This is a genomic window from uncultured Ruegeria sp. (assembly GCF_947489545.1).
Taxonomy (GTDB): Bacteria; Pseudomonadota; Alphaproteobacteria; order Rhodobacterales; family Rhodobacteraceae; genus Ruegeria.
This window is the reverse complement of record NZ_CANLDZ010000003.1, coordinates 407,342-432,305: the sequence shown is the minus strand read 5'-3', so window position 1 is coordinate 432,305 and position 24,964 is coordinate 407,342. Positions and strand designations below refer to the sequence as shown.

Sequence of the window (24,964 nt, the reverse complement as noted above, 5' to 3'; positions counted from 1 at the left end):
TGGCGCGGTTGACGGGGCTCGAACCCGCGACCCCCGGCGTGACAGGCCGGTACTCTAACCATCTGAGCTACAACCGCCCGCTGCCCGTTCATTGCTGAACGTTGGGGTGTATTATGGGTCCGCCCCGGTATCGTCAAGCGGCGTTTTGAAGTTTTTTGCGCTCAGCTGATTTTTTCCCAAGCTGTTAGTCGGAGGAACAAGATCAGGTTGAACTATTCCGCTCTGGTAGCGCAGTTGATTGCCCACCGGTCTTGCGCAATTCCCAAAGCCGCTGTAGAAGCGCGCCGCGCGGGTGATTAGCTCAGTGGTAGAGCGCTTCGTTCACATCGAAGATGTCAGGAGTTCAAATCTCTTATCACCCACCAAACCTTCGCCGGTAAATCTCTGACTTTATTTACCTTTCCTCGATCAGCTACCAGATGGCCGGTTAGATGTATCGTGAGAAACAAAAAAAGGCGCACCCATAAGATGCGCCCTTTCGATAGTCTGAGATTGATCTAATGGGCCGTAGCAGACGGGCTTGTACTTTCTGCTGCTTTGGCTGCAGCCGCGGCCGCTTCCTCAGCGGCTTCGTCCCACTCGATCGGCTCAGGCGCACGCACCAAAGCTTGTTTCAGAACCTCTGAGACATGCGCCACCGGGATGATGTCCAGACCTTCCTTCACGTTGTCCGGAATCTCGGCCAGATCCTTTTCGTTTTCCTCGGGGATCAGAACGGTCTTGATACCGCCACGAAGCGCCGCCAACAGCTTTTCCTTCAAACCGCCGATTGGCATTGCGTTGCCGCGCAACGAGACCTCACCCGTCATGGCAATGTCCTTGCGCACCGGAATACCGGTCAGCACCGACACGATCGAGGTCACCATTGCCAGACCCGCACTTGGGCCATCTTTTGGCGTTGCGCCATCCGGCACGTGGACGTGGATGTCCAACTTATCGAACTTGGGTGGCTTCACCCCGATCTGAGGCGAGATGGAACGCACGTAGGAGGAGGCCGCGTCGATGGATTCTTTCATCACATCGCCCAGCTTACCTGTGGTCTTCATCCGACCTTTGCCGGGCAGTTTCAGAGCTTCGATATGAAGCAGATCACCACCCACTGACGTCCAGGCCAGACCGGTGACAACACCGACCTGATCGTCCTGTTCAGCCAGACCGTAGCGGAACTTGGGAACTCCAAGGAACTCATCAAGATTATCCGGTGTCACCTTAACGGTTTCCGCCTCTTTCTTGATGATCTTGGTCAGCGATTTTCGAGCCACCTTGGCGATCTCACGCTCAAGATTCCGCACGCCCGCTTCACGGGTATATGTGCGGATCATCTTTTGCAGCGCTTCATCGGTCAGTTCAAATTCCTTGTCCTTAAGGCCATGGTTTTTGACCTGCTTGCCGATCAGGTGTTGCTTGGCGATCTCGCTTTTTTCGTCCTCGGTGTAGCCGGCCAGCGGAATGATCTCCATCCGGTCAAGCAAGGGCCCGGGCATGTTGTAGCTGTTGGACGTGGTCAGGAACATCACGTTCGACAGGTCATATTCCACTTCCAAATAGTGGTCCATGAACGTGTTGTTCTGTTCCGGGTCCAAAACCTCAAGCATGGCCGAGGCCGGATCGCCACGAAAGTCCTGCCCCATCTTGTCGATTTCATCGAGCAGGATGAGCGGGTTCGTGGTCTTCGCCTTTTTCAGCGCCTGAATGATCTTGCCGGGCATAGAACCAATGTATGTCCGACGGTGACCGCGGATCTCGGATTCGTCACGCACCCCACCCAGCGAGATACGAATGAACTCGCGCCCGGTGGCTTTGGCGACCGATTTCCCCAAGCTGGTCTTACCCACGCCTGGAGGGCCGACAAGGCACATGATCGGGCCTTTTAGCTTTTTCGAACGCTGCTGAACTGCCAGATATTCGACGATCCGTTCTTTGACCTTCTCAAGGCCATAGTGATCGTCATCCAGGACCTTCTGCGCGCGACCCAGATCTTTCTTGACGCGAGACTTGGTGCCCCATGGCAGCGACAAAATCCAGTCCAGATAGTTGCGCACGACAGTGGCTTCAGCCGACATCGGGCTCATGTTGCGCAGCTTCTTCAGCTCACCTTCGGCCTTTTCACGCGCCTCTTTCGACAGCTTGGTCTCGGCGATTTTCTCTTCCAGCTCAGCAACTTCGTTCGAGCCGTCTTCGCCATCACCAAGTTCCTTCTGAATGGCCTTCATCTGCTCATTCAGATAGTATTCGCGCTGCGTCTTCTCCATCTGGGATTTTACGCGGGTCTTGATCTTCTTTTCGACCTGCAAAACCGACATTTCGCCCTGCATCAAGCCATAGACTTTCTCAAGCCGCTCGCTGACGCTGAGCGTTTCAAGCAGCTCCTGCTTTTGCTCAACTTCGATCCCAAGATGGCCGGACACAAGATCCGCCAGCTTGGCGGGTTCAGTGGTTTCACCCACAGCGGTCAGCGCTTCTTCGGGGATGTTCTTGCGCACTTTTGCATAGCGCTCGAACTCATCTCCGACGGTGCGCAGCAGTGCCTGCGTCGTGGTCACGTCGCCGGGCATCTCTGTCAGGTATTCCGCGCGGGCTTCAAAGAAGTTGTCGTTTTCCAGAAATTCTGTGATCTGTACCCGCGCCTGACCTTCAACCAGCACCTTCACGGTGCCGTCGGGCAGCTTCAGCAGTTGCAGAACGTTGGCCAGAACACCGGACCGGTAAATACCATCAACATCCGGATCATCGACGCCTGGGTCGACTTGGCTGGACAACAGAATTTGCTTGTCATCCTGCATCACCTCTTCCAGCGCGCGGACCGACTTATCGCGGCCGACAAACAGCGGCACGATCATATGTGGGAACACCACGATGTCGCGCAGCGGCAGGACGGGGTATGAGGAATTCAGAGGCTCTTGCATGCTCTATCCTTATCGTTGGCAAGACGGCTCCGGTCCCTCATCGAGGCAACACTCGGCCATCTCCTGTCTTGGACGATAAAGGTGGGGCCGCATCGCCCTTTTTCAACCTTACCGCCATGTATCAAAATTCAGAATGACCCGAGGTGTTACCGACTGCAAGACGTCCGCGGGACATATCCACCGAAAATTGTCAAAACACGCGACTAAGTTATTCGCCCTGTCCTCAAAAGATGCGTTGAACCGCCCGGGACAAAAAGAACCCGTGACCATCCTGGTTTGTGCACTCCAGCCCCTTTTTTGATGAATGGCACACAAATCCGCCAAACTGGCCTGTTACGCCGTATTCAGCCCGGTGATACCCGTCGCGATGGCGGCTAAGGACCGCGCATACCATCTGGACGTTGCCCGTGTTGTTCATCAAGAATTCATGCCCCCAATCAGCCTGACAGTTCGCGGGTCGCGGCAATGCCGGTGGGCCATTGCGTTCAATGATCGTACATTGAATGTCGGAAAATCCCGCACTTTCACCAACTGAGCATTGTATGTTTTCTGACGGGGTTTCAAATGTCCAGACATCAGAAAACGCGGGCGTGGCGCATATAATCATCGCGCCGATCAGTGGGCGGAACATCAAAGCCTCCGGGGTCAAATCGCAAAAATACACTGTAATAATCTAGAAACAGTGTACCGTTTTTAAGCCGCATTGTCACCGAAAAGGATGGTCAAACTGGCGCGATATCGCCCTGCGCGCGCTGTGTGTGGAACTGCTCCTGCCACCGCTCAAACGTCCCTGCGGAAATCGCATCGCGCATATCCTGCATGATCTCCTGAAAGTAATGCAGGTTGTGCCATGTCAGCAGCATGCCCGATATCATCTCATTCGCGCGGAAGACGTGGTGCAGATAGGCACGTGAGTAGTTCGAGCATGCAGGACACGAACATGCCTCGTCCAAGGGACGCGGATCATCGGCGTGCCTTGCGTTTTTGATGTTCACAACGCCAAACCGCGTAAACACCTGGCCTGTGCGGCCAGACCGTGAAGGCAGCACGCAATCCATCATGTCAATGCCACGTGCAACCGCCCCAACGATATCATCAGGCTTTCCGACACCCATAAGGTATCGGGGCTTGTCTTCGGGCAGGAAACCGGGGGCGTAGTCGAGGCAGGAGAACATCGCCTCTTGCCCTTCACCTACGGCCAGACCGCCTATTGCATAGCCTTCAAACCCGATGTTTTTCAAAGCTTCGGCGCTTTCCTCGCGCAGATCACGCTCTAACCCGCCCTGCATGATACCAAACAGCGCGTGCCCCGGACGGTCGCCGAACGCTTCACGGGACCGGTCCGCCCATCGCATCGACAGGAGCATAGATTCGGCAATGCGATCACGATCGGCTGGCAAGGCGGGACATTCGTCGAAACACATGACGATGTCAGACCCCAGCAGGCGCTGAATCTCCATCGACCGTTCCGGTGACAATTCGTGTTTGGAGCCGTCAATATGCGATTTGAAGGTCACGCCCTTCTCGGTCAGCTTGCGCAGGCCCGCCAGTGACATGACCTGAAACCCGCCTGAGTCCGTCAGGATCGGTCGATCCCAGTTCATGAACTTGTGTAGCCCGCCCAAACGGTCGATCCGTTCCGCGGTTGGACGCAACATCAGGTGATAGGTGTTGCCCAGCAGGATATCCGCGCCAGTAGCACGCACGCTTTCGGGCATCATCGCCTTGACCGTCGCCGCTGTCCCAACGGGCATAAAGGCTGGTGTACGCACGTCACCGCGCGGCGTCTTGATGACACCATTCCGGGCCTTGCCGTCCGTGGCTTTCAGTTCAAATGAAAATCGCTGGGTCATGTTATCAACTCGGATCGCGGAACCGGGCAGCATTTGCCCGATCAACCCGCCCAATGCAACCCGTCAGGGCAATGAGGCGACGCGGTCCGTAAACAATCGAACCACCCCTGCCCCGTCAACATTGCGGCAAACAGAGATCGACGGACGGGACGGATCCGGCCGCGTCGCCCCCAATTCAGGTCCGTGCGCGATGACTTGAAGGCCGATTGAAGCCATGTCGAACATCGGATCATGTGTGCAGGCGATCACTGCCGTTGAATCATGCAATCCGCACCCTTCTAACCCACCAATTTCCTTGTAGAATTTCAGATAGAACCGAGAGATATCGTGCAGGAACGCCCCCATATGAGGGGATCGACTGGCCAGCGCTTCGAAATCGGCGGCCTCGTACAAGGTTTTCAGCGTCACATCCAAACCAACCAACACGGTTTCCGGTGGGGTCGCAAAGACTTCGTTTGCGGCCGCAGCATCGTGATAGATATTCGCCTCTGCATGTTCAGTGATATTGCCAGGGCAGAAAACCGCACCGCCCATGATCACCAGCCGCTTCAGATTCGACGAAAACTCGGGATCAAGGCGGATTGCGTCCGCAATATTGGTCAAAGGCCCAATCGCACAGACCACCAGTTCGCCTTTGTGTACACGGGCCATTTCGGCAAGGAACTCAGCCGCAGGCAAAGCATGGTTGTAACCGATTTCCGGAATGTCTGTCAGATCACCAAATCCCTCGGGCCCATGAACATGTTCGGAGGGGGTATGACTCTCCGATCCGCGCGGGAAAGACGCGCCTTGTGCCACCGGGATAGACAATCCCAATTTATCCAGCAAATACCGTGCATTACGACTGGATTGGTGCACATGCGTATTGCCAAAAACGGTGGTCAAGCCAACCAGCTCAATTTCAGGCGCCGCAGCAGCATATGCGATGGCCATTGCATCATCGATGCCAGGGTCAGTGTCGATTATCAGTTTCATAGCGCCCCGATATCTTAGTCTGATATGGATGCAAAGCGGTCACAATGCATAAATTCGGCCAAAAATTATCCCATTTGAACGTTTGCATCCGTCTTGTTTCCATCCATACCAGAGTTGAAATCACACGACTCAACCCTTAAATGTATACCATCGTACACAATAAAAGAGGACAGATATGATCGAAGACCAGATTATTGGGTTGCTATCATCAAACATAATTTACGTCTTGGCCGCCGTTTTGGTGGTTATCGTCATCCTCAAGGGCATCAAGATCGTCCCGCAATCCGAAAAATTCGTGGTCGAACGTTTCGGTCGCCTGCACTCGGTCCTTGGCCCCGGCATCAACTTTATCGTCCCGTTTCTGGATGTTGCGCGCCACAAGATTTCGATTCTGGAACGTCAGTTGCCGAACGCAACCCAGGATGCGATCACCAAAGACAACGTTCTGGTGCAAATCGACACTTCGGTCTTTTATCGAATTCTTGAACCGGAAAAGACCGTTTACCGTATTCGGGACGTCGACGGAGCAATCGCCACCACCGTAGCTGGCATCGTCCGTGCAGAAATCGGTAAAATGGATCTGGACGAAGTCCAGTCAAACCGCTCGCAACTGATTAATCGTATTCAGGAAAGTGTCGAAACGGCTGTGGACGACTGGGGCATACAGGTTACCCGCGCTGAGATTCTCGATGTGAATCTGGATCAGGCGACTCGGGACGCCATGTTGCAGCAGTTGAATGCCGAACGCGCACGCCGCGCCCAGGTGACTGAAGCTGAAGGTCTGAAGCGCTCGGTCGAGTTGCAAGCCGATGCCGAATTGTACGCGGCCGAGCAAACAGCCAAGGCCCGCCGTATCCAGGCTGACGCCGAAGCCTATGCCACAGGTGTCGTTGCCAAAGCCATTCAAGACAACGGTATCGAAGCGGCACAATATCAGGTCGCTCTGAAGCAAGTTGAATCGCTGAACGCACTAGGCAACGGTTCTGGAAAACAGACGATCATCGTTCCTGCAAACGCAATTGAAGCCTTTGGAGATGCGTTCAAGATGCTTAAAGGAGGAAAGTGATGGCGGACCCCGTTTGGCTAACTTGGTGGATTTGGCTGGCCGCCGCACTTGCGCTTGCGATCCTTGAGGTCGCCCTGCCCGGTTTCATATTTCTGGGCTTTGCAATTGGTGCGGCGATCACGGGCCTTCTACTGGTCATTCCGGGGTTTGTACCGTCTTTATCCTTTCTGTTACTGATATTCGCGGTTCTTTCCTTGGTGGCCTGGCTTATCCTGCGTCGAATGTTCGCTCGACCGCACGGACAGGTGAAAACCTTTGAACACGATATCAATGACTAAACAGCTTTGGCGCCAAACTTGGCGCCATTGCCCCACTGGACGCTGTGGCGGGCATTCCCTATATAATCACTCAGGCAACTGACCCGAGGCACCAATGACCCACCCAAGCGAACAGTTTGAAGGCACACCGCTGATTGCGCCGTCGACAATAGAACACCCTTTGTACGAGCTTGTGGTTGAAGCGTGCCGGACGGTCTTTGACCCCGAAATCCCCGTTAACATCTACGACCTTGGGCTGATCTATACAATCGATATCGCCAGCGACAACGCCGTGAAGGTGATCATGACCTTGACCGCACCCGGCTGCCCGGTTGCTGGTGAGATGCCTGGATGGATCGTTGAAGCCATTGAACCAGTCGCTGGCGTAAAAGAAGTAGATGTCGAACTGACCTGGGAACCACCCTGGGGTATGGAAATGATGTCAGATGAGGCTCGACTGGAACTCGGCTTCATGTAAGTGGGCGGCATCTGCTCGCATTCCGAACATTTGTCACAAAACGGTTGTTTATCTGTTACTTAACTGTGCAGAGGCTGTCACATAGTTGCGAGACATATGTGGCGCGTTGACGCCGCAATGACCGTTTCGCGTTATATGCACGGGCCGACTGACCAACTGCCGCCCCCAAAAGACCCTGGCCCAGAATACGGACCGTTCTTGCCCGAGAACGGTCCTTTTTCATGGAAACGTCTCTTGCTGCCAGATGTTATTTCAGACCACAGGTCGATTTGATTTCGGCGGATCGTGCATCAAGCTGTGTAATGTAATCCCCTGACAACATCTTAAGCCTTTTGTTCTCAGTTCCCGTGACCAGACCCAGCAGCGCCCCAGCAGGTGTAATGGCCGCCACACTCTCAAGTTGCTTGTCCTCGGCATGCTTTTTTTCGGCATCAATGGCGCGCAAATCACCTTCAGCTGTTGCGCAATTAACCGGATGCCTGTCGGTGTCCGAGGCGGCAAACGCTGGGCCGATTGCCATGACACCAGCAACACAGAACACTGGCACCAGCTTTACCAATACATTGACCTTGATGTTTAGTGCGTTCATTCCTGTCACCTTTCTGGTCGGGTTGCGTAGCAGCATTCAATGAAAGTGGGTCGTACATTGGAAAGCTAAGTCGATCAGTACGGCCAAAACAAGCCATCGTTTCAGAAACATCAGAAAAGTCATAATCGGTGTGAAAATCCGTTCTTTTCCACACACATACTTGAGCCTCACCTAAGTCGGCCCTAGATTGAAGGTAACGTGCGACGACGGAGACTCAGATGTTTGGCATTCCCGGCAAGCAGGCCGTGACCATAACGCCCAAAGCTGCAGAGCAGATTACCCGCCTGATGTCATCCGGCGGTCATGCGGGGTTGCGCATTGGCGTCAAAAAAGGCGGATGCGCAGGCATGGAATACACCATGGAATATGTTGATCAGCCTGACCCGCATGACGAAGTTGTCGAACATGACGGCGCGCGTGTGATGATCGCCCCAATGGCGCAGATGTTCCTGTTTGGCACTGAAATCGACTATGAGGTCTCGTTGCTGGAAGCTGGTTTCAAGTTTAAGAACCCGAATGTTGTCGATGCCTGCGGCTGCGGGGAATCGATCAAATTTGATGAAAACCTTGCATCGCAGGGCTGAATTCTTCTGCAATAGTCTTGCGTTTCGATTGGGCTGACCTTCAGGCGATACTCGTGCAATCTCCAACCGGAATTGTCAGGCCTTCCAGACGGTGTTATCCGATATATCAAATGACATAGCGTTACGAGAGGATTGGATATGCGGCGTAAGCTGGCGGCTGGAAACTGGAAAATGAACGGAACCAGCGCTGCGCTGAGCGAGCTTGAACGGCTTGCGGCCCTTCATCCCTCTCCTTCCCTCGATATCCTGATTTGCCCCCCCGCAACCCTGCTTCATCGCGCCGCCGCTGCGGTCGAAAATACCGACGTTTCGGTTGGCGGTCAGGATTGTCATGCGGACGCCTCGGGTGCTCATACAGGCGATGTCAGCGCTGACATGCTGAAGGACGCAGGAGCAAGCGCCGTGATCCTAGGTCATTCCGAACGTCGCGTGGATCACGGCGAACAAAACGAAGATGTGCGCGCAAAAGCACGGACAGTTATGGATGCCGGGTTGCAGGCGATCATCTGTGTCGGTGAAAGCCTGGAGCAGCGCGACGCGGCCAATACATTGGACATCATTGGCGGCCAATTGTCCGGGTCTGTCCCGGATCAGTCGACAGGTGAGAATCTGGTGGTTGCCTATGAGCCGATCTGGGCCATCGGCACCGGCAAGGTTCCGACACTGGAAGAGATCGGTGAGGTTCACGATTTCATCCGCGCCCGGTTGGAACGCCGATTTGGCGAAGGCGTCGGTCGATCGGTGCGCCTGCTGTACGGTGGGTCCGTCAAGCCAGGCAATGCCACCGAAATCTTCGGCGTTTCAAACGTCGATGGTGCTTTGGTAGGCGGCGCGAGCTTAAAGGCCGAAGATTTTTCGGGCATTATTCAGGCGCTGGAGAGCATCTGAACACTACTCAAGAGGGCATAATCCTTATTCCGCAATGTCTTCAGCCCAAAGCTCGGGCTTTTCTTCGATGAACCGCTTCATCAGTGCAATGCAATCGGGGTCCTCCGCCAGGATGACCTCGACACCTCGTTCACGCAGGAAGTCTTCGTTACCCCCAAAATTCTGAGTGTCGCCGATAACAACCCGCGGAATGCCAAACTGAACGATGGTTCCGGAGCACATCATGCAAGGCGACAAAGACGTATAGAGCACGGTGTCCCGATAGGTTCGCTGACGCCCAGCTTTGCGCAGCGCGTCCATTTCGCCATGCGCAATCGGGTCGCCACGTTGAACGCGTTGGTTGCGCCCTTGTGAGACAACCCGCCCATTTCGGGCCAAAACCGATCCGATCGGGCAGCCCCCTTCTTCAAACCCCGCCTTAGCTTCGTCAAAGGCGATACGCAGCAAACCATCGTCGGTTTCGGTAAGCATGTCGGAGGTTCCTTGTTCGATCCCTGCGATCATCCTGCCGAAGGCGCCAGAATGCGTCAACGGCAGGATGATTCAGTTAGGATATCTTCATGACAACAAGACCTGAGACAATCAAAACCGCAGCCAGGATGCGAAATGGCGTTATGGCTTCACCCAAAAACATGATGCCAACCATAAACGCACCAACGGCGCCGATGCCGGTCCAGATGACATAAGCCGTGCCAAGCGGCAAGGTGCGCATCGCTAGCGCCAGCAGGCCAAATGATCCGATCATCGACACGCCCATGATCGCTGTAGGCCACAAGCGCGTGAACCCGGCTGATTGCTTCATGGCAACCGCCCAAACGATTTCCAGCAAGCCGGCGAACAAAAGAAAAATCCAGGACATAAGAACACCTCAGAACAGGTCGGGTCGTCCCGACTGATTTCCCGGTTTGGGGAGGTCGTCCTCTGACTGTTAGATAATATCTGAAAATACCGGTTCAAGACACAAGAAGACCGGGCGGTTTCAGACGCCCGGTCGATTGCTAAGCACGTACCGGCTAGTTGGTTATGATTTCGGGCCCCATGAAGGTGTTCGGCAGGAATGTCGAAATCCAAGGTATGTATGTCACCATGATCAGGAAAACGAACAACACGGCCAGAAACGGCAGTGCCGCTCTCACAACACTCATCATCGGCATTCCAGCGACGCCTGATGTGACAAACAGGTTCAACCCGACCGGAGGCGTGATCATCCCGATCTCCATGTTTACCACCATGATGATACCGAGATGGATTGGATCAATCCCCAGTTCGATAGCTATCGGAAAGACCAGTGGTGCAACAATCACCAACAGGCCCGAAGGTTCCATGAACTGACCCCCGATTAGCAGGATCACATTGACCACAATCAGGAAAGTGACAGGCCCAAGACCCGCAGACAACATGGCACTGGCGATATGCTGCGGGACCTGTTCATCTGTCAAAACATGCTTGAGGATCAGCGCGTTGGCGATGACGAACAACAAGGTTACTGTCAGCTTACCCGCCTCAAACAAAGTGTGCTTTGTATCCGGATGGAACAGCGCTGTTGCCAAAGCATAAGGCTTGGACAGCAGGGACCGGTTTGGCGTTCCGTCTTCGGTACTGAGCGGGCCCATGTCCTTGTAGACGAAGCTTGCAATGAAGAAGGCATAAACCGCGGCCACCGCAGCAGCTTCGGTCGGCGTGAAGATACCGCCATAGATCCCGCCCAGGATGATCACGATCAGAAACAGGCCCCAACCGGCCTCGCGGGCCGAAACGAAAATCTCGCCCCACCCTTTCCAATCTCCCTTGGGCAGGTTTTTAACCTTAGCCATGACGTAGATTGTGATCATCAGCATCAATCCGGCCAAAAGACCCGGGATCACGCCAGCCAGAAACATGCGACCGACCGAGACTTCGACAGCTGCCGCGTAAACAACCATCACGATTGAAGGTGGAATTAGGATGCCCAAAGTGCCCGCGTTACAGATCACACCAGCCGCGAATTCCTTGGAATACCCCACCTGCCGCATGCCCGCGATAACGATGGACCCGATGGCCACAACAGTCGCCGGAGAAGAGCCAGACAAAGCAGCAAACAGCATGCACGCAAACACACCCGCAATCGCCAACCCTCCGGGCAAATGCCCGACACAAGCGATCGAAAAGCGGATAATCCGCCGCGCCACGCCGCCCGTAGTCATGAAGGACGACGCCAGAATGAAGAACGGGATCGCAAGCAAGGTAAAGTGGCCTTCGAACGCCTCAAAAAGCGTACCTGCGACCGAAGCCAGCGAACTGTCGGAATAAATCAGCAGGAACAGGGTCGAGCTGAGGCCCAATGCGACCGCAATCGGAACACCAATTAGCAGCAGACCGATGACCATCGAGAAAAGAAGAACAACATCCATCAGTCGTGTTCTCCCCGCTGGGCCCGAACTTCTTCGATCTCGTCCTCAACCTCGTGGCTGGCAACCAGGCGGTCGGTTTCGCCGCGCCAAATCTGCATTGCGACTTGAGTAAAACGAATGACCAGCAAAAGCATCGACAGTGGAAGAATGAAGTAAGGCACAACCTTTGGCAGCTTTTCGTAGTATTCGCCGTAGTTGATCATCTCTTCCAGAAAACGCAGCGGTGCGATCATTGGGATGTCATCAACTTCATAAAAGCTTTGACTGCGGGCATCGAGATTGAACCCGGTCGGGAACCATCGCCCCGAGGTGGGCGGCAGATCCGCAAAGACGGCCCAGTAATCATAGGCGCCCTTCAGCATCAGCAGTGAAAACGCCAGACAGCACGCGACGGAAACCAGTGCAAGGATCCGCCTTGGCGCAGGTGCCAGCATGTTCAGGATCGCATCCACACCCAGATGGGCATGTTTTTTTACCGCATATGACGCACCCAGAAGAACCAGCCAGCCGAATGCAAAAACGGTCAGCTCCAGCGCCCATAGGATGTTGGAATTAAAAACAAACCGCGCAATTACGTTGGCAAAGGTTATGGCCGTCATCAGGCCTAGCAACAACGCAATCAGGGTTTCTTCGATATGGTCGACCAGCCCGCCTTGGCCGGATTTCGCACCAGACATCTCTCTCTGTCCCCGCATTTTTTGTGATGAGAGTTAAAAATGGCGGGCCTAATCCGGCCCGCCCGACCTATACGCCCATAACTCCCCAGTCCCCGGACGCGCGGTCTGTTCTTGGATCAGAACCCGGCGTTGATAGCTTGCGCCGCATCGATCTTGTCCTGACCGACGTCACCAGAGAACTGGTCCCAAACAGGCTTCATGGCATCAACCCATGCCTGACGCTGTTCCGGGTTCAGATCACGAATGATACCACCCGCATCGGTGATCGACGCTTTTGCGGCTTCGTTTACCGAGAATGCCTCTTTATTGCGGGTTTCAGTCACTTCGCTCAGGATCGTCAGGAACTGATCACGCACTTCCGGATCAAGGCTGTCCAGCCAGTCGACCGAGGTCACAACCAGATAGTCGATGATACCGTGGTTGGTTTCCGTGATGCCATCCTGCACCTCAAAGAACTTCTTCCCGTAGATGTTCGACCAGGTGTTTTCTTGGCCGTCTACAACGCCCTGTTGCAGGGCACCGTACACTTCCGAGAACGCCATTTTCTGTGGGCTTCCCCCGATGGCTTCCATCTGAGCGACCAGAACGTCCGACGATTGAACACGGAACTTCAGGCCTTCCGCATCAGACGGATCCATCAGCGGCTTGTTCGCTGACATCTGCTTCATACCATTGTGCCAGAAGGCCAGCCCCTGAAGGCCGCGGCGCTGCATGCTGTCTTTCAGGGCTTGACCGTCATCCGACGCCTGGAACGCGTCGACCGCATCAATGTTCTTAAACATGAATGGCAAATCGAAAAGGCGGAACTGCTTGGTGAACTTTTCGAACTTTGACAGCGAAGGGGCAGCAAGCTGTACGTCGCCTTGCAGCATCGCCTCGAGCACTTTGTCGTCGTTGTACAGTGTGGAGTTCGGATAGACCTCCACACACATCACGCCGTTCATCTCGTCGTTGACGCGCTGTTCCAGCAAGGACGCAGCGATGCCCTTAGGGTGTTTGTCGGTGTTCGTCACATGTGCGAACTTCACGACGATCTCGCCATCGTCGCAGGCTGCTATGCCGGCGGTCGCGGTCACAGTCAACACCAGCGCGGTTGCGGCTGTTGTCAGGATTTTCATCTGTTTTTCCTCCCAGACTTCTTTGAACCTTCCCATTGGCGCTTAATCAGCACCAGACGGCGGAAGTGAAGCGAATCAAACCTGACCACACAACGGTTCGATCTACCGAACTAGTACGTCGCTTTTTTATATATAAATCATACCGTTATAAGCAATTTTGCAATCGAGCGCTTCGTTGACCGCTAAAAAGTGCGGAAAACCGCACACGCCAGAGCAGGTTTGTGCGGATTTCCGCACTCCTAACGAATCGCGTAGGCGAATCGCTGCGCAATAAATCTGCTGCAGCCACAGTCCGCTTACCTACGATAATCTTCTGGTCGAATCTGATAACGGGCCAGCTTGTCGTAAAACGTCTTGCGAGGAAGCTTGAGTGCCTTGGCCGCATCTGAGGCTTTACCATTATGTCGGCCCAGTGCCGCGATCAGCAAAGACCTCTCGACCTGCGCCATTTGCTCGCTCAACCCAAGGTCCCCGGCCTTTGCCACTTCTTCCGGCATACCAAGTACAAACCGCATCGCCGCTGACATCAGGGATCGCGCGTTGCCTGGCCAATCGCTGGCCATAAGGGCAGCCAGATGCTCGGATGTGATTTCAGGCTCAGCGATCCCCGCCTGTTCAGCAGCTTGTGACACATAGTGACGGAAGATGACCGGAATGTCCTCAGGACGTTCGGCAAGCGAAGGGATCAAAATGCGCATCACGTCCAGTCGGTAGAAAAGGTCTGCGTTGAACTGCCCCTCGGACGCCAGGGCCGACAAATCCGCCGTCGTCCCCGCGATGATCCGCGCGTCAGTGCCCCGCTCGACCAACTCGAGCGCGGTATATTGCGTAGCCTGCGGCATTGCCGAGACTTCATCGAGAAACAAGGACCCACCACTCGCGTCCTCACTGGCAAGGGCCAGATCTTTCGGGCTGAGACCCGAGGCCTGGCGTTTGACGAAAGGCCCCTGCCCAACAGCTGACATCAGATGAACCACTTCGGCGACTTTGGATATCCCACTTCCGGGCGGGCCGTTGACCAGAACCTCGGCGCCGGTCAGGGCGACATTGCGTACCCGATCACGTAACGCTTCTGCTTGATCGGACAGCCCAAACAATAAACGCGCCGCAGGGTCGCCGCGTTCAAGTTCGGATTTAATCACGCGTTGTTCGATAACATGTCTGCGGGCAGTGAATGCCCTCTCTAACACAGCCAACAAGTCAGATGCGGCGCAAGGTTTTTCCAGAAAATCAAACGCCCCCTGCCCCATGGCCTGAACGGCCATTGGAATATCGCCTTCTCCGGTCAAAAGGATAACTGGAAGATCCGGGTCGATGTCACGGGCGTATGACAATAGATGGAACCCGTCCCGCCCGGGCATTCGAATGTCCGAAACAATTACTCCGGGAAAGTCGGCACGGATGTGATCCTTGGCGGCGACAAAAGACCCGGCGGCGACAGGAGCGTAATCCGCCAGCTCTAGCGTCTGTGACAAAGCCTCACGTACAGCAGCATCATCATCAACCAACAAGACCTTCCGCATTATGCAGCATCTTCCTTCTCAAAAGGGTCCAGTTCCACCGTGAACTCGGCCCCGTCTGCGGTATTTGAACCACGAATATCGCCCCCAAAGCTTTGAACCAGACCGTAAGAGATTGACAGGCCCAGCCCCATCCCATCCGAAGAACCAACGCTTTTGGTCGTATAAAACGGCTCGAACACGCGATCCGGGTCGGCGATTCCGGGGCCAGTGTCGCGCACCGAGACGCGCAGCCGCGTTTGCCCGGACAAAGCGATCGTGACCTGTCTGCGCGAGCGATCCTCCATGGCATCCAACGCGTTGTTGATCAGGTTAACGAACACCTGCACCAGACGCACTTCGCCCCCCCAGACATAGACCGGATTGGCGGGCGGGTCCCAATCCAATGACGCGCCTTCCTCGCGCATGCGCGCTTCGGTCAGTTCAACGGCGGTATTGAGGATATGCACCAGATCGACCCGTCCCGCAGGCTCACTTTCGTTTCGGGCAAAAGCGCGCAGGTTCTTGATAATCCGCGCCATGCGCGACGCCATTTCTGAAATGCGCCCCAAATTCTCGCCGGCTTTCTCGCCTTGGCCACGGGTCATAAAGGCCGTTCCATTGTCGGCAAACTGCCTGATTGCCATTAGGGGTTGGTTAAGCTCATGACTGATACCAGCCGACATTTGTCCCAGAGCGCTTAGTTTACCGGCCTGAACCAGATCAGCTTGCGCTTGTTTCAGCGCCGCTTCGGCCTCTTGCCGTTCCGCCACCTCGCGCCGCAGGGCACTGTTGGCAACCGTCAAATCGCGTGTGCGCTTGGCGACACGGCTTTCGAGAACGGTATTCGCCTCGGCCAAGGTGCGCCGCCGCTCGGTCGCCAGAAAAAGCAAAGCACCAAAGGCCAGGCAAATCGCAGCAACCGTAGCCGCCTGCAATCCCGCCAGTCGCCGGGCCGGAGCAACATCCACTAGCACCTCGGCCGTCATGCCGATCACCGGCAGATCAAGCGTATGATGCAGCGCGTGGCGCGGAAGGTATCGACCCCAGTTCAGCGTCCACAGCTCATATCCTCCGACCCAGGACGAGGCGAATTCAACCGCCTGATCATCAGGTGGCATCAGCCCCGGTTGTCCGCCAGCGCGACGCCAGAACAGAAGATCAGACCGGTTTGAGATAAAGACTACACCGTCTGTATCGACAAAAAAGATCGCTTCGGTACTGCCGCGCCAGGTCTGCTCAACATCTTGCACATCAGCGACGACCATCAACGCCCCTTCTACCTGCCCTTCGGGACCAAAGGTCGGGGCCGCGTAGGTATAAATGCGTGCTCCGCTGAGGGGCTGAACACCGCGCGCGCTGCCCATTGCGCCTTGCAAAGCACGTTCAAACGCCGGATGCCCGGCCATACTGCGCTGAGCCACCGGTTGGGCCGAGGCCAGAATCTGGCCGTTCAGGTCCAGATACATCATGTTCACGGCAGCTGTTTTATCAGCCACATCCAGAAGCACTTTTTCTGCGTCTTGACGCTGTTGGGGTGTTTCTATGCCGCGCAGGGTGGGATGGTTCGCCATCAGCACCGCAAGTTCCTGGTACACTTGCATCTGAGTGCTCAGCCGGTCCGCCGCCAGCTCAAGATCAGCCTCGGCCTTTTCACTCAATTGCGACACAGCCTGCCGGTAGCCATAAGACCAAACCGCCGCTGACAACAGCCCGACGGCAAACAGGAAACCGACAATGACCCAAATCCTTTGCATGACATAGGGTCTTGCATTCAGAGCGGCGCATGGCAAGTCTGCGCCGCATGAAGACTTTGTACCAATCTCCTACTGATCCCGGTTTCGTACAAGATCCATACCCGTTCTACGACGCGGCGCGGGATTGCGGAGATCTGGTGTACTGGAACGACTACAACATGGTCTCAGCGGTGTCTCATAATGCTGTTCATACGTTGTTTCGTGATCGGCGGTTTGGTCGTGAAGTTCCGCCCGAATTAGCGCGTGTTGGTCCAGACCACCTTGCGCCGTGGCTTACAGTAGAGGCACATTCGCTGCTGGAAGCCGAACCACCCCGGCACACGCGCCTGCGCGCTTTGGTAATGCGAGCGTTCACGTCGCGCGCCATCGCGGCGCTTACGCCATCCATCGAAGATCTATGCAACACCCTTATCGATGCTTTCCCTGCTGGACCATTTGATCTGCTGGAAACCTACTGCACACAGGTTCCGGTCATTACGATCTGCCGTCTGCTAGGCGTCCCCGAGGATATGGCGCCCAGCCTGCTTCGCTGGTCGCATGACATGGTCGCGATGTATCAGGCCAGCCGCACACGCAAGACCGAAGACAGGGCCGCGCAATCTGCGCAGGACTTCACCAGTTTTCTCGACGACTACATTCGAAGCCGGCGCAGTGATCCGCGAGACGACTTGATCACCCGACTAATCGCTGCCGAAGAGGAGGGCGAAAAGCTCTCTCGGGACGAGTTGGTGGCGACCTGCATACTTATTCTAAATGCGGGCCACGAAGCCACGGTCCATTCCCTTGGCAACGGGGTGAAAACGCTGTTGCAGACCGGAACCGGCCCGCAAGCGTTCGCGGCCGATGCCATCGACAAAACTGTCGAGGAAGTCCTGCGGTATGACCCGCCTTTGCACATGTTCACACGCTACGCTTATGAACAGGCCGAACTATTTGGGCACTCCTTCAAGCGGGGGGATCAGGTGGCTCTGCTGCTGGGCGGGGCGAATCGTGACCCTGCAATCTGGCCAGATCCAAACAGGTTCGATCCGGCGCGTGCGATTCAAACCAACACCAGCTTCGGCGGAGGACTGCATTTCTGCGTCGGCGCACCGCTTGCTAGGCTGGAAATGCGGATCGCTCTGCCGGTTCTGTTCGAAAGATGCCCAAATCTGCGGTTGTCGGAACAACCTGTTTATTCAAACAGCTATCACTTTCATGGCTTAGAACGCCTTTTGGTGCAGGCCTAAGCCTATCAAGCCTCAACCAACGCATTCAGCGGCAGCATTGTGGTCGACTTGATCTCCTCCATCGACAGCAACGCGGTTACGTTGTGGACCCGTACTTCTGAAATCAGAGACTGATAGAACTGATCGTAAGCACGGGCGTTTTTAACCCTGACCTTCAGGATGTAGTCGATGTCCCCTGCCAGCCGGTGCGCTTCTTGCACTTCCGGGTGATCCCGCAAAGCTTTCAGGAATTTGTGCTGCCATTCCGCCTCATGCTCAGACGTTCGGATCAACACGAAAAACGTCGCTTCGAATCCCAGCGCCTCGGCATCCAGCAAAACAGTCTGCTGACCGATGATCCCGGCCCCTTTCATTTTGCGAATGCGATTCCACACCGGTGTCTTGGAACTGCCGACCTGGGCCGCGATTTCATCCAGTGACTGACTGGCATCGCGCTGCAGTTCGGCCAGAATTTTCCGATCCATGTCGTCTATGCGCACCGACATTCCAAATTTCCTTCCGTTTCGAAACCAACGTCCCGATGCATCCGCAAGTTAGAACATATGTTCTTATTTCGACGGGCATATGGCGCTTTGGTGGGAATATTTCCTATATTGAGAGGCAAGTCAAACCAAGCTCGAGACGATCCGATGCAGCATTCACAAAAGACAAAAGACACAGGACATGTCGACTTTGTTGGCGCCGGCCCAGGTGATCCGGAATTGCTGACGCTCAAGGCCCTGTCTGCATTTGATCAGGCGGAGATTGTCCTGCATGACCGTTTGATCAGTGATGAGGTTCTTGCGCTGGCAGGCCAAAATGCGGCGCTGGTCGATGTTGGAAAAGCTGGGTTTGGACCGTCATGGAAGCAAGAAGATATTGACCAGCTTCTGGTCGAACATGCCTTGCGAGGCAAGCGCATTGTGCGCCTGAAATCCGGGGACCCCACTGTATTTGGCCGCCTGGACGAAGAAATCGAAGCGGTTGAGGCTGCTGGTATCCCCTGGCGTATCATTCCCGGCATCACCGCTGCATCCGCAGCAGTTGCGGGAATAGGTCAGAGCCTGACCCGCCGTGGCCGCAACTCTTCTATCCGGTTCCTGACCGGGCATGACATGAAGGGTTTTGCCGATCACGACTGGGCCGCGCTAGCGCGCGCAGATTCTGTTGCTGCCATCTACATGGGCAAGAAGTCTGCCCGTTTCATTCAGGGTCGCTTAATCATGCATGGCGCAGATCGCGCCACGCCGGTCACTCTGGTCGAAAACGCATCGCGCCCTGATCAACGCATTCTGCCCACTACGCTGGATCAACTACCGGCCGATCTGGCCGCCGCCGAAATGGACGGCCCCGCCCTGACATTTTATGGCCTTGCGCCGCGCGATGCGGCGCAGGCTGCCACCGAATTCAATAAGGAGCTTGCCTGATGGCCCGCGCTTTTACCCCAAAAGTCGTCACTGCAAACGATTTGCTGGAAGGCGATGTGATTTATCAGACCGAAGATGACCGCTGGTCCCGTGACCTGGCCGAAGCGGAGCTGATCACGGACGAAGCACACGCACAGGTTCGCCTGCTTGATGCGGCTCGTCAGGCCAGCAAGATCGTCGGAGCGTACCTTGCCGACGCAGCAGCCGGTGAAAGCGGCCCTGAACCCACCCATTTCCGGGAAGACTTCCGCCGGACTGGCCCGTCCAACTATGCCCACGGCAAACAGGAAACTTCCCAGCAGCCCCGGACCTGACCTCAGGCCCCTCTCTCCCCTTTCAAGGCCCCCAGGTTTGGGGCTGCACTTAAGGACAGCTAGACATGTATCGCTACTCCGAATTCGACACCGCATTCCTGGCAGAGCGCAACGCACAGTTCCGCGCGCAGGTCGAGCGCCGCATTGACGGTTCGCTGACCGAGGATGAATTCAAACCGCTTCGCCTGATGAACGGTCTGTATCTGCAATTGCATGCTTACATGCTGCGGGTTGCCATTCCCTATGGCACACTGAACAGCGCGCAGATGCGTCAACTGGCCCTGCTGGCCGAGAAGTGGGACAAGGGCTATGGCCATTTCACCACGCGGCAAAACATCCAGTACAACTGGCCTAAATTGAACGACGTGCCAGATATGCTGGACGCGCTGTCCGAGGTTGGAATGCACGCCATTCAGACCTCAGGCAACACCATCCGCAACGTGACCGCCGACCACTTCGCCGGTGCCGCCGCAGATGAGGTCGCAGACCCGCGCCCCTATGCTGAATTGCTGCGCCAATGGTCCACCGACCACCCGGAATTCCAGTTCATGCCGCGTAAGTTCAAGATTGCCATCACGGGATCCGAAAACGACCGCGCGGTGATCAAAGCACATGATATCGGCCTGCAACTGGTTGAACGCGATGGCGTTCTGGGCGCGCGCGTTATCGTTGGCGGCGGCCTGGGCCGTACCCCGATGATTGGCAAGGAACTGTCGGACTTCGTCGCCTTTGACGATCTGCTGGCTTACCTTGAAGCAACCGTTTCGGTGTGGAACCAAATCGGTCGCCGCGACAATAAGTACAAAGCGCGCATCAAGATCACCGTGCACGAGCATGGCATCGATGCGATCCGCTCCAAAGTCAATGAGCGCTTCCTCCAGACCCGCCCCCAGTTCAAAGGTGCGGACATGAACCTGTTGGAAGAGATCAAAGGCCACTTTGCGCCGCCAACCTATCGTGACGGTTCGGTGGTCTCGTTTGAGAGCGCCTATACCAATGATCCGGTCTTCCGGTCTTGGGTCGACACCAACATCGCGCCGCACAAAAACGCGGACCATGCGATCGTAACGATCTCGATCAAGAAGCACGGTGCTACACCCGGTGATGCGACGGCTGAACAGATGCGCGTGATGGCCGATCTGGCCGAAGAGTTCGCTTATGACGAACTGCGCATCAGCCATGAGCAGAACGTGATCCTGCCGCATGTCCACAAATCCGACCTGCCTGCGATCCACGCCAAGTTGAAGGAATACGAACTGGCCACGGCCAATATCGGCTTGATCAGCGACATCATCGCCTGCCCCGGTATGGACTACTGCGCGCTGGCGACAGCCCGTTCAATCCCGGTGGCACAGCAGATCGCGACCCGTTTCGACGAGTTGAAGCTCGAGCATGACATCGGACATCTGAAGATCAAGATCTCGGGCTGCATCAATGCCTGTGGTCACCATCACGTGGGTCATATCGGCATCCTGGGTCTGGATCGTGCAGGCGTTGAGAACTACCAGATTACTTTGGGTGGTGACGGGACTGACACCACTGCAATCGGCGACCGCACAGGTCCGGGCTTTGCCTATGACGAAATCGTGCCCGCTGTCGAACGCATCGTCGAAGCTTATCTGGAACAACGTGAAAGCGCCGAGGAAACTTTCCTTGAAACCTACCGTCGGGTTGGAATGGTACCGTTCAAAGCGGCCCTCTACCCCGAGGCGCAGGCCAATGCCGCTTGACCTGATCCAGACGGAATTGGGCAAAGACCGCGCTGAGTTGACCGAAAGGGTCGACGCGCTGAACACCCGGTTCCGCCATCACAGCGCCCATGACGTGATGCATGGTGCCATAGAAGAAATCGACGAGCTTGCCTTAGTTTCAAGCTTCGGCGCTGAATCGGTGGTGTTGCTTCATATGGCAGCGGTGGTCGACAAGATGACGCCGGTGCTGTTCATCGACACGCAGATGTTGTTCACCGAAACGCTGGAATATCAGCAAGTGGTCAGCGAGCGTCTGGGGTTGCGAAACGTCAAGATCATCCGAGCGGATGATGAAGATGTGGAGCGCGAAGACCCCTATGGCGCGCTGCGGTTGCGGGATACGGATGCGTGCTGCAACCTGCGCAAGACCTTCCCGCTGCAACAGGCTTTGTCGGGCTATTGCGGTTGGATCACCGGGCGCAAACGGTTTCAGGCGGGTACCCGCACCACGCTCGAGTTCTTTGAGGTCGAAGACGGCACCGGTCGGATCAAGGTCAACCCGCTGGCGCATTGGGCGCCCGAAGATGTGCGCACCTATATGGACGAAAACAACCTACCCCGGCATCCGCTGGTGGCGAAAGGATACCCTTCGATCGGCTGTGCGCCCTGCACCTCGCCGGTCAAAGAAGGCGAAGACCCCCGCGCCGGACGCTGGCGTGATCAGAGCAAAGAAGAATGCGGCATCCACTTTGTCGACGGCAAAATGGTGCGCGCAGGAGAGAAAACATGACTGTAATTGTAACCGATGAAGGGTTCACCCCCGATGATTGGACCAATGGCTATGTGACATTGGAAGACGCCGCAAATGACGTTGTGGCGCTGGATGTCGCCTCGGACACGGACCCCGATGAGTTGATCGACCGTCTGGGCAGCGCTGAAATGGTTCGGGTGGATTTTCCCTCTTTTGCGGATGGGCGTGGTTTTACCATTGCCCGCACATTGCGCCTGAAAGGATATACCGGACGGTTGCGTGCCAAAGGGCATGTGCTGGCTGATCAGTACGCGATGGCCCGCCGTAGCGGGTTTGACGAGGTCGAAATCGACCAGGATCTGGCCTCTCGCCAACCAGAAGATCAATGGCTTGCGCGCGCCAATTGGCTGGAAAACAACTATCAGGCCCGCCTGCGCGGTTAACTCACCGCCCGCCAGCTTGTGACACAAGGGGGCAATCCGCCCCCTTTTCATGACCTGAATCAAAGCTTAAACGGAGATGTCGGTTTAACAGACCGACAGTGAAATGATGACAGAGATGATGCCCGTGACCGAAGCCACCGCCGTTAAGGCCCCTGTCCTGCCGGACGCCCAGACCGTGACCGATGTGAAGCATTGGACTGACAGTCTGTTTTCCTTCAAGGTGTCCCGCCCCGCCAGCTTGCGTTTTCGCTCGGGCGAGTTCGTGATGATTGGCCTGCTGGGTGACAACGGCAAGCCACTTCTGCGCGCCTACTCGATCGCCTCGCCATCCTGGGACGAAGAGCTGGAGTTCTACTCGATCAAAGTGCAGGACGGCCCGCTGACCTCGAAACTACAGCACATCAAACCGGGTGATCAGATCATCCTACGTCCCAAGCCGGTTGGTACGTTGGTGCATGATGCATTGCTGCCCGGCAAACGCCTGTGGTTCTTTGCCACCGGCACCGGATTTGCACCATTCGCCTCGCTGCTGCGCGAGCCGCAGACCTATGAAGATTATGACGAAATCATCATCACCCATACCTGCCGAGAAGTGGCCGAGCTGGAATATGGTCGTCAGTTGATCGAAAACATCCGTCAGGACGAGTTGCTGGCCGAACTGATCGGCGAAGGATTTGCCGACAAGATCCGCTACTACCCGACCACCACCCGGGAACAGAGCCCAAAGATGGGACGTATCACCGAGTTGCTGAAAGACGGCACTGTGTTTTCGGATCTGGGTGTCGAAGGTGGCATCAAGCCCGAAACAGATCGTGCCATGGTCTGTGGATCACTGGCGTTCAACCTCGATATCAAAGCGATACTGGAAGAATTCGGGCTGCGTGAAGGTGCGAATTCTGACCCGAAAGAATTCGTGATCGAAAAGGCATTTGTCGGCTGATCTGCGTGGCTGGCCGGGAATTCCACACTCAGCCAGCCAAATCCCGCTATAAATCCTTGGATTTTCGTGTTTCCCGGCACTTATGTTGCTTGAAACAATCCGCGCACCAGTCTAAATTCCGGGCTCGAAATTCTGCAATAATCAAAGGAATGAACCAATAGCTCGCAGACCCCACAACGCGCCGCCGCAACGAGACACTGGCCCACGCGTAAACGACAAGATCCGGTCCCCCGAAATCCGCCTGATTGGCGCTGAAGGCGAAAATGTCGGGGTGGTTCATCCCGCCAAAGCTATGCAGATGGCCGACGAAGCCGGCCTTGATCTTGTAGAGATCTCTCCGAACGCAAATCCCCCGGTCTGCAAGATCATGGATTTCGGCAAGTTCAAGTATGAGACGCAAAAGCGGGAAGCCGAAGCGCGCAAAAAGCAGAAGATCATCGAGGTGAAAGAGGTCAAATTCCGGCCCAACACCGACACGCATGACTACGACGTCAAGATGCGCAATGTGTTCAAGTTTTTGGAAAACGGCGACAAGGTGAAAGTCACCTTGCGTTTTCGTGGCCGCGAGATGGCCCACCAGAATCTGGGTCGCGAATTGCTTGAACGCGTTGCGGAAGACACCAAGGACATTGGCAAGGTCGAGAACATGCCAAAGATGGAAGGTCGTCAGATGATCATGATGATCGGTCCACTGCCGCAGAAGTAACCTGCCGTCAGCTGTCGTTTTCTAAAGCTCTCGCCCATTGGCGAGGGCTTTTTTGTTGGCCAGCCACCGGGCCGCATCCCGAATATCAAAGGCAATCGAAATGACATCGACAACAAACAGGATCACAAGAAACCCAAGATAAGTCGATGGCAATTCCGCGCCGCTCAGCAATAGGCCAATGACGATCACAACCATAGGTGTCCAGAAAACAATGTGAGGCAACGCCATCGCACCAGACATACTGCGGGTCACCAGCATGATCGGCAGGTTGAACGCCATTCCTGCAATCGCAAGAACCGCGATCAGAATCCCCAGCGGCTGATCCAGAAACGCCAACGGTATCAAGTTCACTGGGACCAGAATGAATGACACCCAGATCTGAACCCACAAAGGCAAGTTCCGAAAACTCGTCCAGATATCTAGCAGCATGTCATAACCCCAAGTCAG

The 24,964-nt window shown here is 55.6% G+C and carries 26 protein-coding genes, 2 tRNA genes and 1 pseudogene; 14 read left to right on the top strand and 15 right to left on the bottom strand.

The window, feature by feature from the left end; translation table 11 throughout:
* A tRNA-Asp gene (locus tag Q1B13_RS07035) sits at positions 1 to 77 on the bottom strand.
* 213 nt (positions 78 to 290) lie between these two features.
* Here Q1B13_RS07035 and Q1B13_RS07030 point away from each other — a divergent pair.
* Positions 291 to 365 (top strand) — tRNA-Val (locus Q1B13_RS07030).
* Positions 366 to 497: 132 nt separating this feature from the next.
* On the opposite strand, the gene lon is transcribed toward Q1B13_RS07030, so the two are convergent.
* The 4 genes from lon to Q1B13_RS07010 all read right to left on the bottom strand — a co-directional run bounded on the left by lon (position 498) and on the right by Q1B13_RS07010 (position 5,734).
* Positions 498 to 2,906 carry an endopeptidase La gene (gene lon, locus Q1B13_RS07025; RefSeq protein ID WP_299078792.1) on the bottom strand — a complete coding sequence of 803 codons (2,409 nt, stop codon included), beginning with the start codon at positions 2,904 to 2,906 and terminating at the stop codon, positions 498 to 500.
* Between the two features lie 223 nt (positions 2,907 to 3,129).
* Entirely contained in the window at positions 3,130 to 3,513 is a 384-nt protein-coding gene (locus Q1B13_RS27000; protein ID WP_367180700.1) for a DUF6636 domain-containing protein, read from the bottom strand.
* Between the two features lie 115 nt (positions 3,514 to 3,628).
* A complete protein-coding gene (gene tgt, locus Q1B13_RS07015) occupies positions 3,629 to 4,759 on the bottom strand; it encodes a tRNA guanosine(34) transglycosylase Tgt (RefSeq protein WP_299078786.1) in 1,131 nt (376 codons plus the stop codon).
* Between the two features lie 63 nt (positions 4,760 to 4,822).
* Positions 4,823 to 5,734, bottom strand: a complete 912-nt coding sequence (locus tag Q1B13_RS07010) for a nucleoside hydrolase (RefSeq protein WP_298932175.1) — start codon at positions 5,732 to 5,734, stop codon at positions 4,823 to 4,825.
* Positions 5,735 to 5,909: 175 nt separating this feature from the next.
* On the opposite strand from Q1B13_RS07010, the gene Q1B13_RS07005 reads away from it, so the two are divergent.
* From Q1B13_RS07005 to Q1B13_RS06995, 3 genes are all read left to right on the top strand, one after another.
* Positions 5,910 to 6,800, top strand: coding sequence for an SPFH domain-containing protein (locus tag Q1B13_RS07005; protein ID WP_299078783.1), 891 nt, complete (start codon positions 5,910 to 5,912; stop codon positions 6,798 to 6,800).
* Positions 6,800 to 7,078, top strand: coding sequence for a hypothetical protein (locus Q1B13_RS07000; RefSeq protein WP_298932180.1), 279 nt, complete (start codon positions 6,800 to 6,802; stop codon positions 7,076 to 7,078). Before Q1B13_RS07005 ends, Q1B13_RS07000 begins: the two co-directional genes overlap by 1 nt.
* Positions 7,079 to 7,172: 94 nt before the next feature.
* A complete protein-coding gene (locus Q1B13_RS06995) occupies positions 7,173 to 7,535 on the top strand; it encodes an SUF system Fe-S cluster assembly protein (protein ID WP_298932182.1) in 363 nt (120 codons plus the stop codon).
* 247 nt (positions 7,536 to 7,782) lie between these two features.
* On the opposite strand, the gene Q1B13_RS06990 is transcribed toward Q1B13_RS06995, so the two are convergent.
* Positions 7,783 to 8,124, bottom strand: a complete 342-nt coding sequence (locus Q1B13_RS06990) for a hypothetical protein (RefSeq protein WP_298932184.1) — start codon at positions 8,122 to 8,124, stop codon at positions 7,783 to 7,785.
* A 218-nt stretch (positions 8,125 to 8,342) separates the two neighbouring features.
* Here Q1B13_RS06990 and Q1B13_RS06985 point away from each other — a divergent pair, with 218 nt between their 5' ends.
* Together Q1B13_RS06985 and tpiA are read left to right on the top strand one after the other, a co-directional pair.
* A complete protein-coding gene (locus tag Q1B13_RS06985) occupies positions 8,343 to 8,708 on the top strand; it encodes an iron-sulfur cluster assembly accessory protein (RefSeq protein ID WP_298932186.1) in 366 nt (121 codons plus the stop codon).
* Positions 8,709 to 8,846: 138 nt separating this feature from the next.
* On the top strand, positions 8,847 to 9,596 hold the full coding sequence (gene tpiA, locus Q1B13_RS06980) for a triose-phosphate isomerase (protein ID WP_299078780.1): 750 nt from the start codon (positions 8,847 to 8,849) through the stop codon (positions 9,594 to 9,596).
* A 24-nt stretch (positions 9,597 to 9,620) separates the two neighbouring features.
* Here tpiA and Q1B13_RS06975 read toward each other — a convergent pair whose 3' ends face one another.
* From Q1B13_RS06975 to Q1B13_RS06945, 7 genes are all read right to left on the bottom strand, one after another.
* Entirely contained in the window at positions 9,621 to 10,067 is a 447-nt protein-coding gene (locus tag Q1B13_RS06975) for a nucleoside deaminase (RefSeq protein ID WP_299078779.1), read from the bottom strand.
* A gap of 76 nt (positions 10,068 to 10,143) precedes the next feature.
* Positions 10,144 to 10,455: an SMR family transporter gene (locus tag Q1B13_RS06970; RefSeq protein WP_299078776.1), complete on the bottom strand. Its 312-nt coding sequence runs from the start codon at positions 10,453 to 10,455 to the stop codon at positions 10,144 to 10,146.
* Positions 10,456 to 10,609: 154 nt separating this feature from the next.
* Complete coding sequence (locus tag Q1B13_RS06965; RefSeq protein ID WP_298932193.1) at positions 10,610 to 11,986, bottom strand: TRAP transporter large permease; 1,377 nt, start codon at positions 11,984 to 11,986, stop codon at positions 10,610 to 10,612.
* Positions 11,986 to 12,663, bottom strand: a complete 678-nt coding sequence (locus Q1B13_RS06960) for a TRAP transporter small permease (protein WP_298932195.1) — start codon at positions 12,661 to 12,663, stop codon at positions 11,986 to 11,988. The genes Q1B13_RS06965 and Q1B13_RS06960 overlap by 1 nt, the downstream gene beginning before the upstream one ends.
* A gap of 116 nt (positions 12,664 to 12,779) precedes the next feature.
* Entirely contained in the window at positions 12,780 to 13,781 is a 1,002-nt protein-coding gene (locus Q1B13_RS06955) for a DctP family TRAP transporter solute-binding subunit (protein WP_299078774.1), read from the bottom strand.
* A 296-nt stretch (positions 13,782 to 14,077) separates the two neighbouring features.
* Positions 14,078 to 15,307 carry a sigma-54 dependent transcriptional regulator gene (locus tag Q1B13_RS06950; RefSeq protein ID WP_299078810.1) on the bottom strand — a complete coding sequence of 410 codons (1,230 nt, stop codon included), beginning with the start codon at positions 15,305 to 15,307 and terminating at the stop codon, positions 14,078 to 14,080.
* Positions 15,304 to 17,037, bottom strand: coding sequence for an ATP-binding protein (locus tag Q1B13_RS06945; RefSeq protein ID WP_299078771.1), 1,734 nt, complete (start codon positions 17,035 to 17,037; stop codon positions 15,304 to 15,306). Before Q1B13_RS06945 ends, Q1B13_RS06950 begins: the two co-directional genes overlap by 4 nt.
* Positions 17,038 to 17,084: 47 nt before the next feature.
* Here Q1B13_RS06945 and Q1B13_RS06940 point away from each other — a divergent pair, with 47 nt between their 5' ends.
* Positions 17,085 to 18,266: a cytochrome P450 gene (locus Q1B13_RS06940; RefSeq protein ID WP_299078807.1), complete on the top strand. Its 1,182-nt coding sequence runs from the start codon at positions 17,085 to 17,087 to the stop codon at positions 18,264 to 18,266.
* Between the two features lie 5 nt (positions 18,267 to 18,271).
* Here the strand turns inward: Q1B13_RS06940 and Q1B13_RS06935 are convergent, their stop codons facing one another.
* Positions 18,272 to 18,751, bottom strand: coding sequence for an Lrp/AsnC family transcriptional regulator (locus Q1B13_RS06935; RefSeq protein ID WP_298932198.1), 480 nt, complete (start codon positions 18,749 to 18,751; stop codon positions 18,272 to 18,274).
* A gap of 174 nt (positions 18,752 to 18,925) precedes the next feature.
* On the opposite strand from Q1B13_RS06935, the pseudogene cobA reads away from it, so the two are divergent.
* The 7 genes and pseudogenes from cobA to infC all read left to right on the top strand — a co-directional run.
* Positions 18,926 to 19,672 (top strand): annotated as a pseudogene (gene cobA / locus Q1B13_RS06930) (uroporphyrinogen-III C-methyltransferase); the annotation flags it as partial.
* Complete coding sequence (locus Q1B13_RS06925; RefSeq protein ID WP_298932200.1) at positions 19,672 to 19,986, top strand: DUF2849 domain-containing protein; 315 nt, start codon at positions 19,672 to 19,674, stop codon at positions 19,984 to 19,986. The pseudogene cobA and the gene Q1B13_RS06925, both read left to right, overlap by 1 nt.
* Before the next feature lie 65 nt (positions 19,987 to 20,051).
* Positions 20,052 to 21,716, top strand: coding sequence for a nitrite/sulfite reductase (locus Q1B13_RS06920; protein WP_299078768.1), 1,665 nt, complete (start codon positions 20,052 to 20,054; stop codon positions 21,714 to 21,716).
* Positions 21,706 to 22,467 (top strand): phosphoadenylyl-sulfate reductase, encoded by a 762-nt coding sequence (locus Q1B13_RS06915; RefSeq protein ID WP_299078765.1) that lies wholly within the window; start codon positions 21,706 to 21,708, stop codon positions 22,465 to 22,467. Before Q1B13_RS06920 ends, Q1B13_RS06915 begins: the two co-directional genes overlap by 11 nt.
* The gene (locus Q1B13_RS06910; RefSeq protein WP_299078762.1) at positions 22,464 to 22,871 is read left to right on the top strand and encodes a DUF934 domain-containing protein; all 408 of its coding nucleotides are present in this window, start codon (positions 22,464 to 22,466) and stop codon (positions 22,869 to 22,871) included. The genes Q1B13_RS06915 and Q1B13_RS06910 overlap by 4 nt, the downstream gene beginning before the upstream one ends.
* Positions 22,872 to 22,977: 106 nt before the next feature.
* Entirely contained in the window at positions 22,978 to 23,811 is an 834-nt protein-coding gene (locus Q1B13_RS06905) for a ferredoxin--NADP reductase (RefSeq protein ID WP_298933452.1), read from the top strand.
* 157 nt (positions 23,812 to 23,968) lie between these two features.
* Complete coding sequence (gene infC / locus Q1B13_RS06900) at positions 23,969 to 24,517, top strand: translation initiation factor IF-3 (RefSeq protein WP_366140857.1); 549 nt, start codon at positions 23,969 to 23,971, stop codon at positions 24,515 to 24,517.
* A gap of 21 nt (positions 24,518 to 24,538) precedes the next feature.
* Here the strand turns inward: infC and Q1B13_RS06895 are convergent, their stop codons facing one another.
* A complete protein-coding gene (locus Q1B13_RS06895) occupies positions 24,539 to 24,946 on the bottom strand; it encodes a hypothetical protein (RefSeq protein ID WP_299078759.1) in 408 nt (135 codons plus the stop codon).
* Positions 24,947 to 24,964 lie beyond the last annotated feature (18 nt).

Excerpts from the sequence above, each read along its gene's own strand:
- lon (WP_299078792.1), bottom strand. The coding sequence starts at position 2,906 with ATGCAAGAGCCTCTGAATTCCTCATACCCCGTCCTGCCGCTGCGCGAC.
- Q1B13_RS27000 (WP_367180700.1), bottom strand. The coding sequence starts at position 3,513 with ATGATTATATGCGCCACGCCCGCGTTTTCTGATGTCTGGACATTTGAA.
- tgt (WP_299078786.1), bottom strand. The coding sequence starts at position 4,759 with ATGACCCAGCGATTTTCATTTGAACTGAAAGCCACGGACGGCAAGGCC.
- Q1B13_RS07010 (WP_298932175.1), bottom strand. The coding sequence starts at position 5,734 with ATGAAACTGATAATCGACACTGACCCTGGCATCGATGATGCAATGGCC.
- Q1B13_RS07005 (WP_299078783.1), top strand. The coding sequence starts at position 5,910 with ATGATCGAAGACCAGATTATTGGGTTGCTATCATCAAACATAATTTAC.
- Q1B13_RS07000 (WP_298932180.1), top strand. The coding sequence starts at position 6,800 with ATGGCGGACCCCGTTTGGCTAACTTGGTGGATTTGGCTGGCCGCCGCA.
- Q1B13_RS06995 (WP_298932182.1), top strand. The coding sequence starts at position 7,173 with ATGACCCACCCAAGCGAACAGTTTGAAGGCACACCGCTGATTGCGCCG.
- Q1B13_RS06990 (WP_298932184.1), bottom strand. The coding sequence starts at position 8,124 with ATGAACGCACTAAACATCAAGGTCAATGTATTGGTAAAGCTGGTGCCA.
- Q1B13_RS06985 (WP_298932186.1), top strand. The coding sequence starts at position 8,343 with ATGTTTGGCATTCCCGGCAAGCAGGCCGTGACCATAACGCCCAAAGCT.
- tpiA (WP_299078780.1), top strand. The coding sequence starts at position 8,847 with ATGCGGCGTAAGCTGGCGGCTGGAAACTGGAAAATGAACGGAACCAGC.
- Q1B13_RS06975 (WP_299078779.1), bottom strand. The coding sequence starts at position 10,067 with ATGCTTACCGAAACCGACGATGGTTTGCTGCGTATCGCCTTTGACGAA.
- Q1B13_RS06970 (WP_299078776.1), bottom strand. The coding sequence starts at position 10,455 with ATGTCCTGGATTTTTCTTTTGTTCGCCGGCTTGCTGGAAATCGTTTGG.
- Q1B13_RS06965 (WP_298932193.1), bottom strand. The coding sequence starts at position 11,986 with ATGGATGTTGTTCTTCTTTTCTCGATGGTCATCGGTCTGCTGCTAATT.
- Q1B13_RS06960 (WP_298932195.1), bottom strand. The coding sequence starts at position 12,663 with ATGTCTGGTGCGAAATCCGGCCAAGGCGGGCTGGTCGACCATATCGAA.
- Q1B13_RS06955 (WP_299078774.1), bottom strand. The coding sequence starts at position 13,781 with ATGAAAATCCTGACAACAGCCGCAACCGCGCTGGTGTTGACTGTGACC.
- Q1B13_RS06945 (WP_299078771.1), bottom strand. The coding sequence starts at position 17,037 with ATGCAAAGGATTTGGGTCATTGTCGGTTTCCTGTTTGCCGTCGGGCTG.
- Q1B13_RS06940 (WP_299078807.1), top strand. The coding sequence starts at position 17,085 with ATGAAGACTTTGTACCAATCTCCTACTGATCCCGGTTTCGTACAAGAT.
- Q1B13_RS06935 (WP_298932198.1), bottom strand. The coding sequence starts at position 18,751 with ATGTCGGTGCGCATAGACGACATGGATCGGAAAATTCTGGCCGAACTG.
- Q1B13_RS06925 (WP_298932200.1), top strand. The coding sequence starts at position 19,672 with ATGGCCCGCGCTTTTACCCCAAAAGTCGTCACTGCAAACGATTTGCTG.
- Q1B13_RS06920 (WP_299078768.1), top strand. The coding sequence starts at position 20,052 with ATGTATCGCTACTCCGAATTCGACACCGCATTCCTGGCAGAGCGCAAC.
- Q1B13_RS06915 (WP_299078765.1), top strand. The coding sequence starts at position 21,706 with ATGCCGCTTGACCTGATCCAGACGGAATTGGGCAAAGACCGCGCTGAG.
- Q1B13_RS06910 (WP_299078762.1), top strand. The coding sequence starts at position 22,464 with ATGACTGTAATTGTAACCGATGAAGGGTTCACCCCCGATGATTGGACC.
- Q1B13_RS06905 (WP_298933452.1), top strand. The coding sequence starts at position 22,978 with ATGACAGAGATGATGCCCGTGACCGAAGCCACCGCCGTTAAGGCCCCT.
- Q1B13_RS06895 (WP_299078759.1), bottom strand. The coding sequence starts at position 24,946 with ATGCTGCTAGATATCTGGACGAGTTTTCGGAACTTGCCTTTGTGGGTT.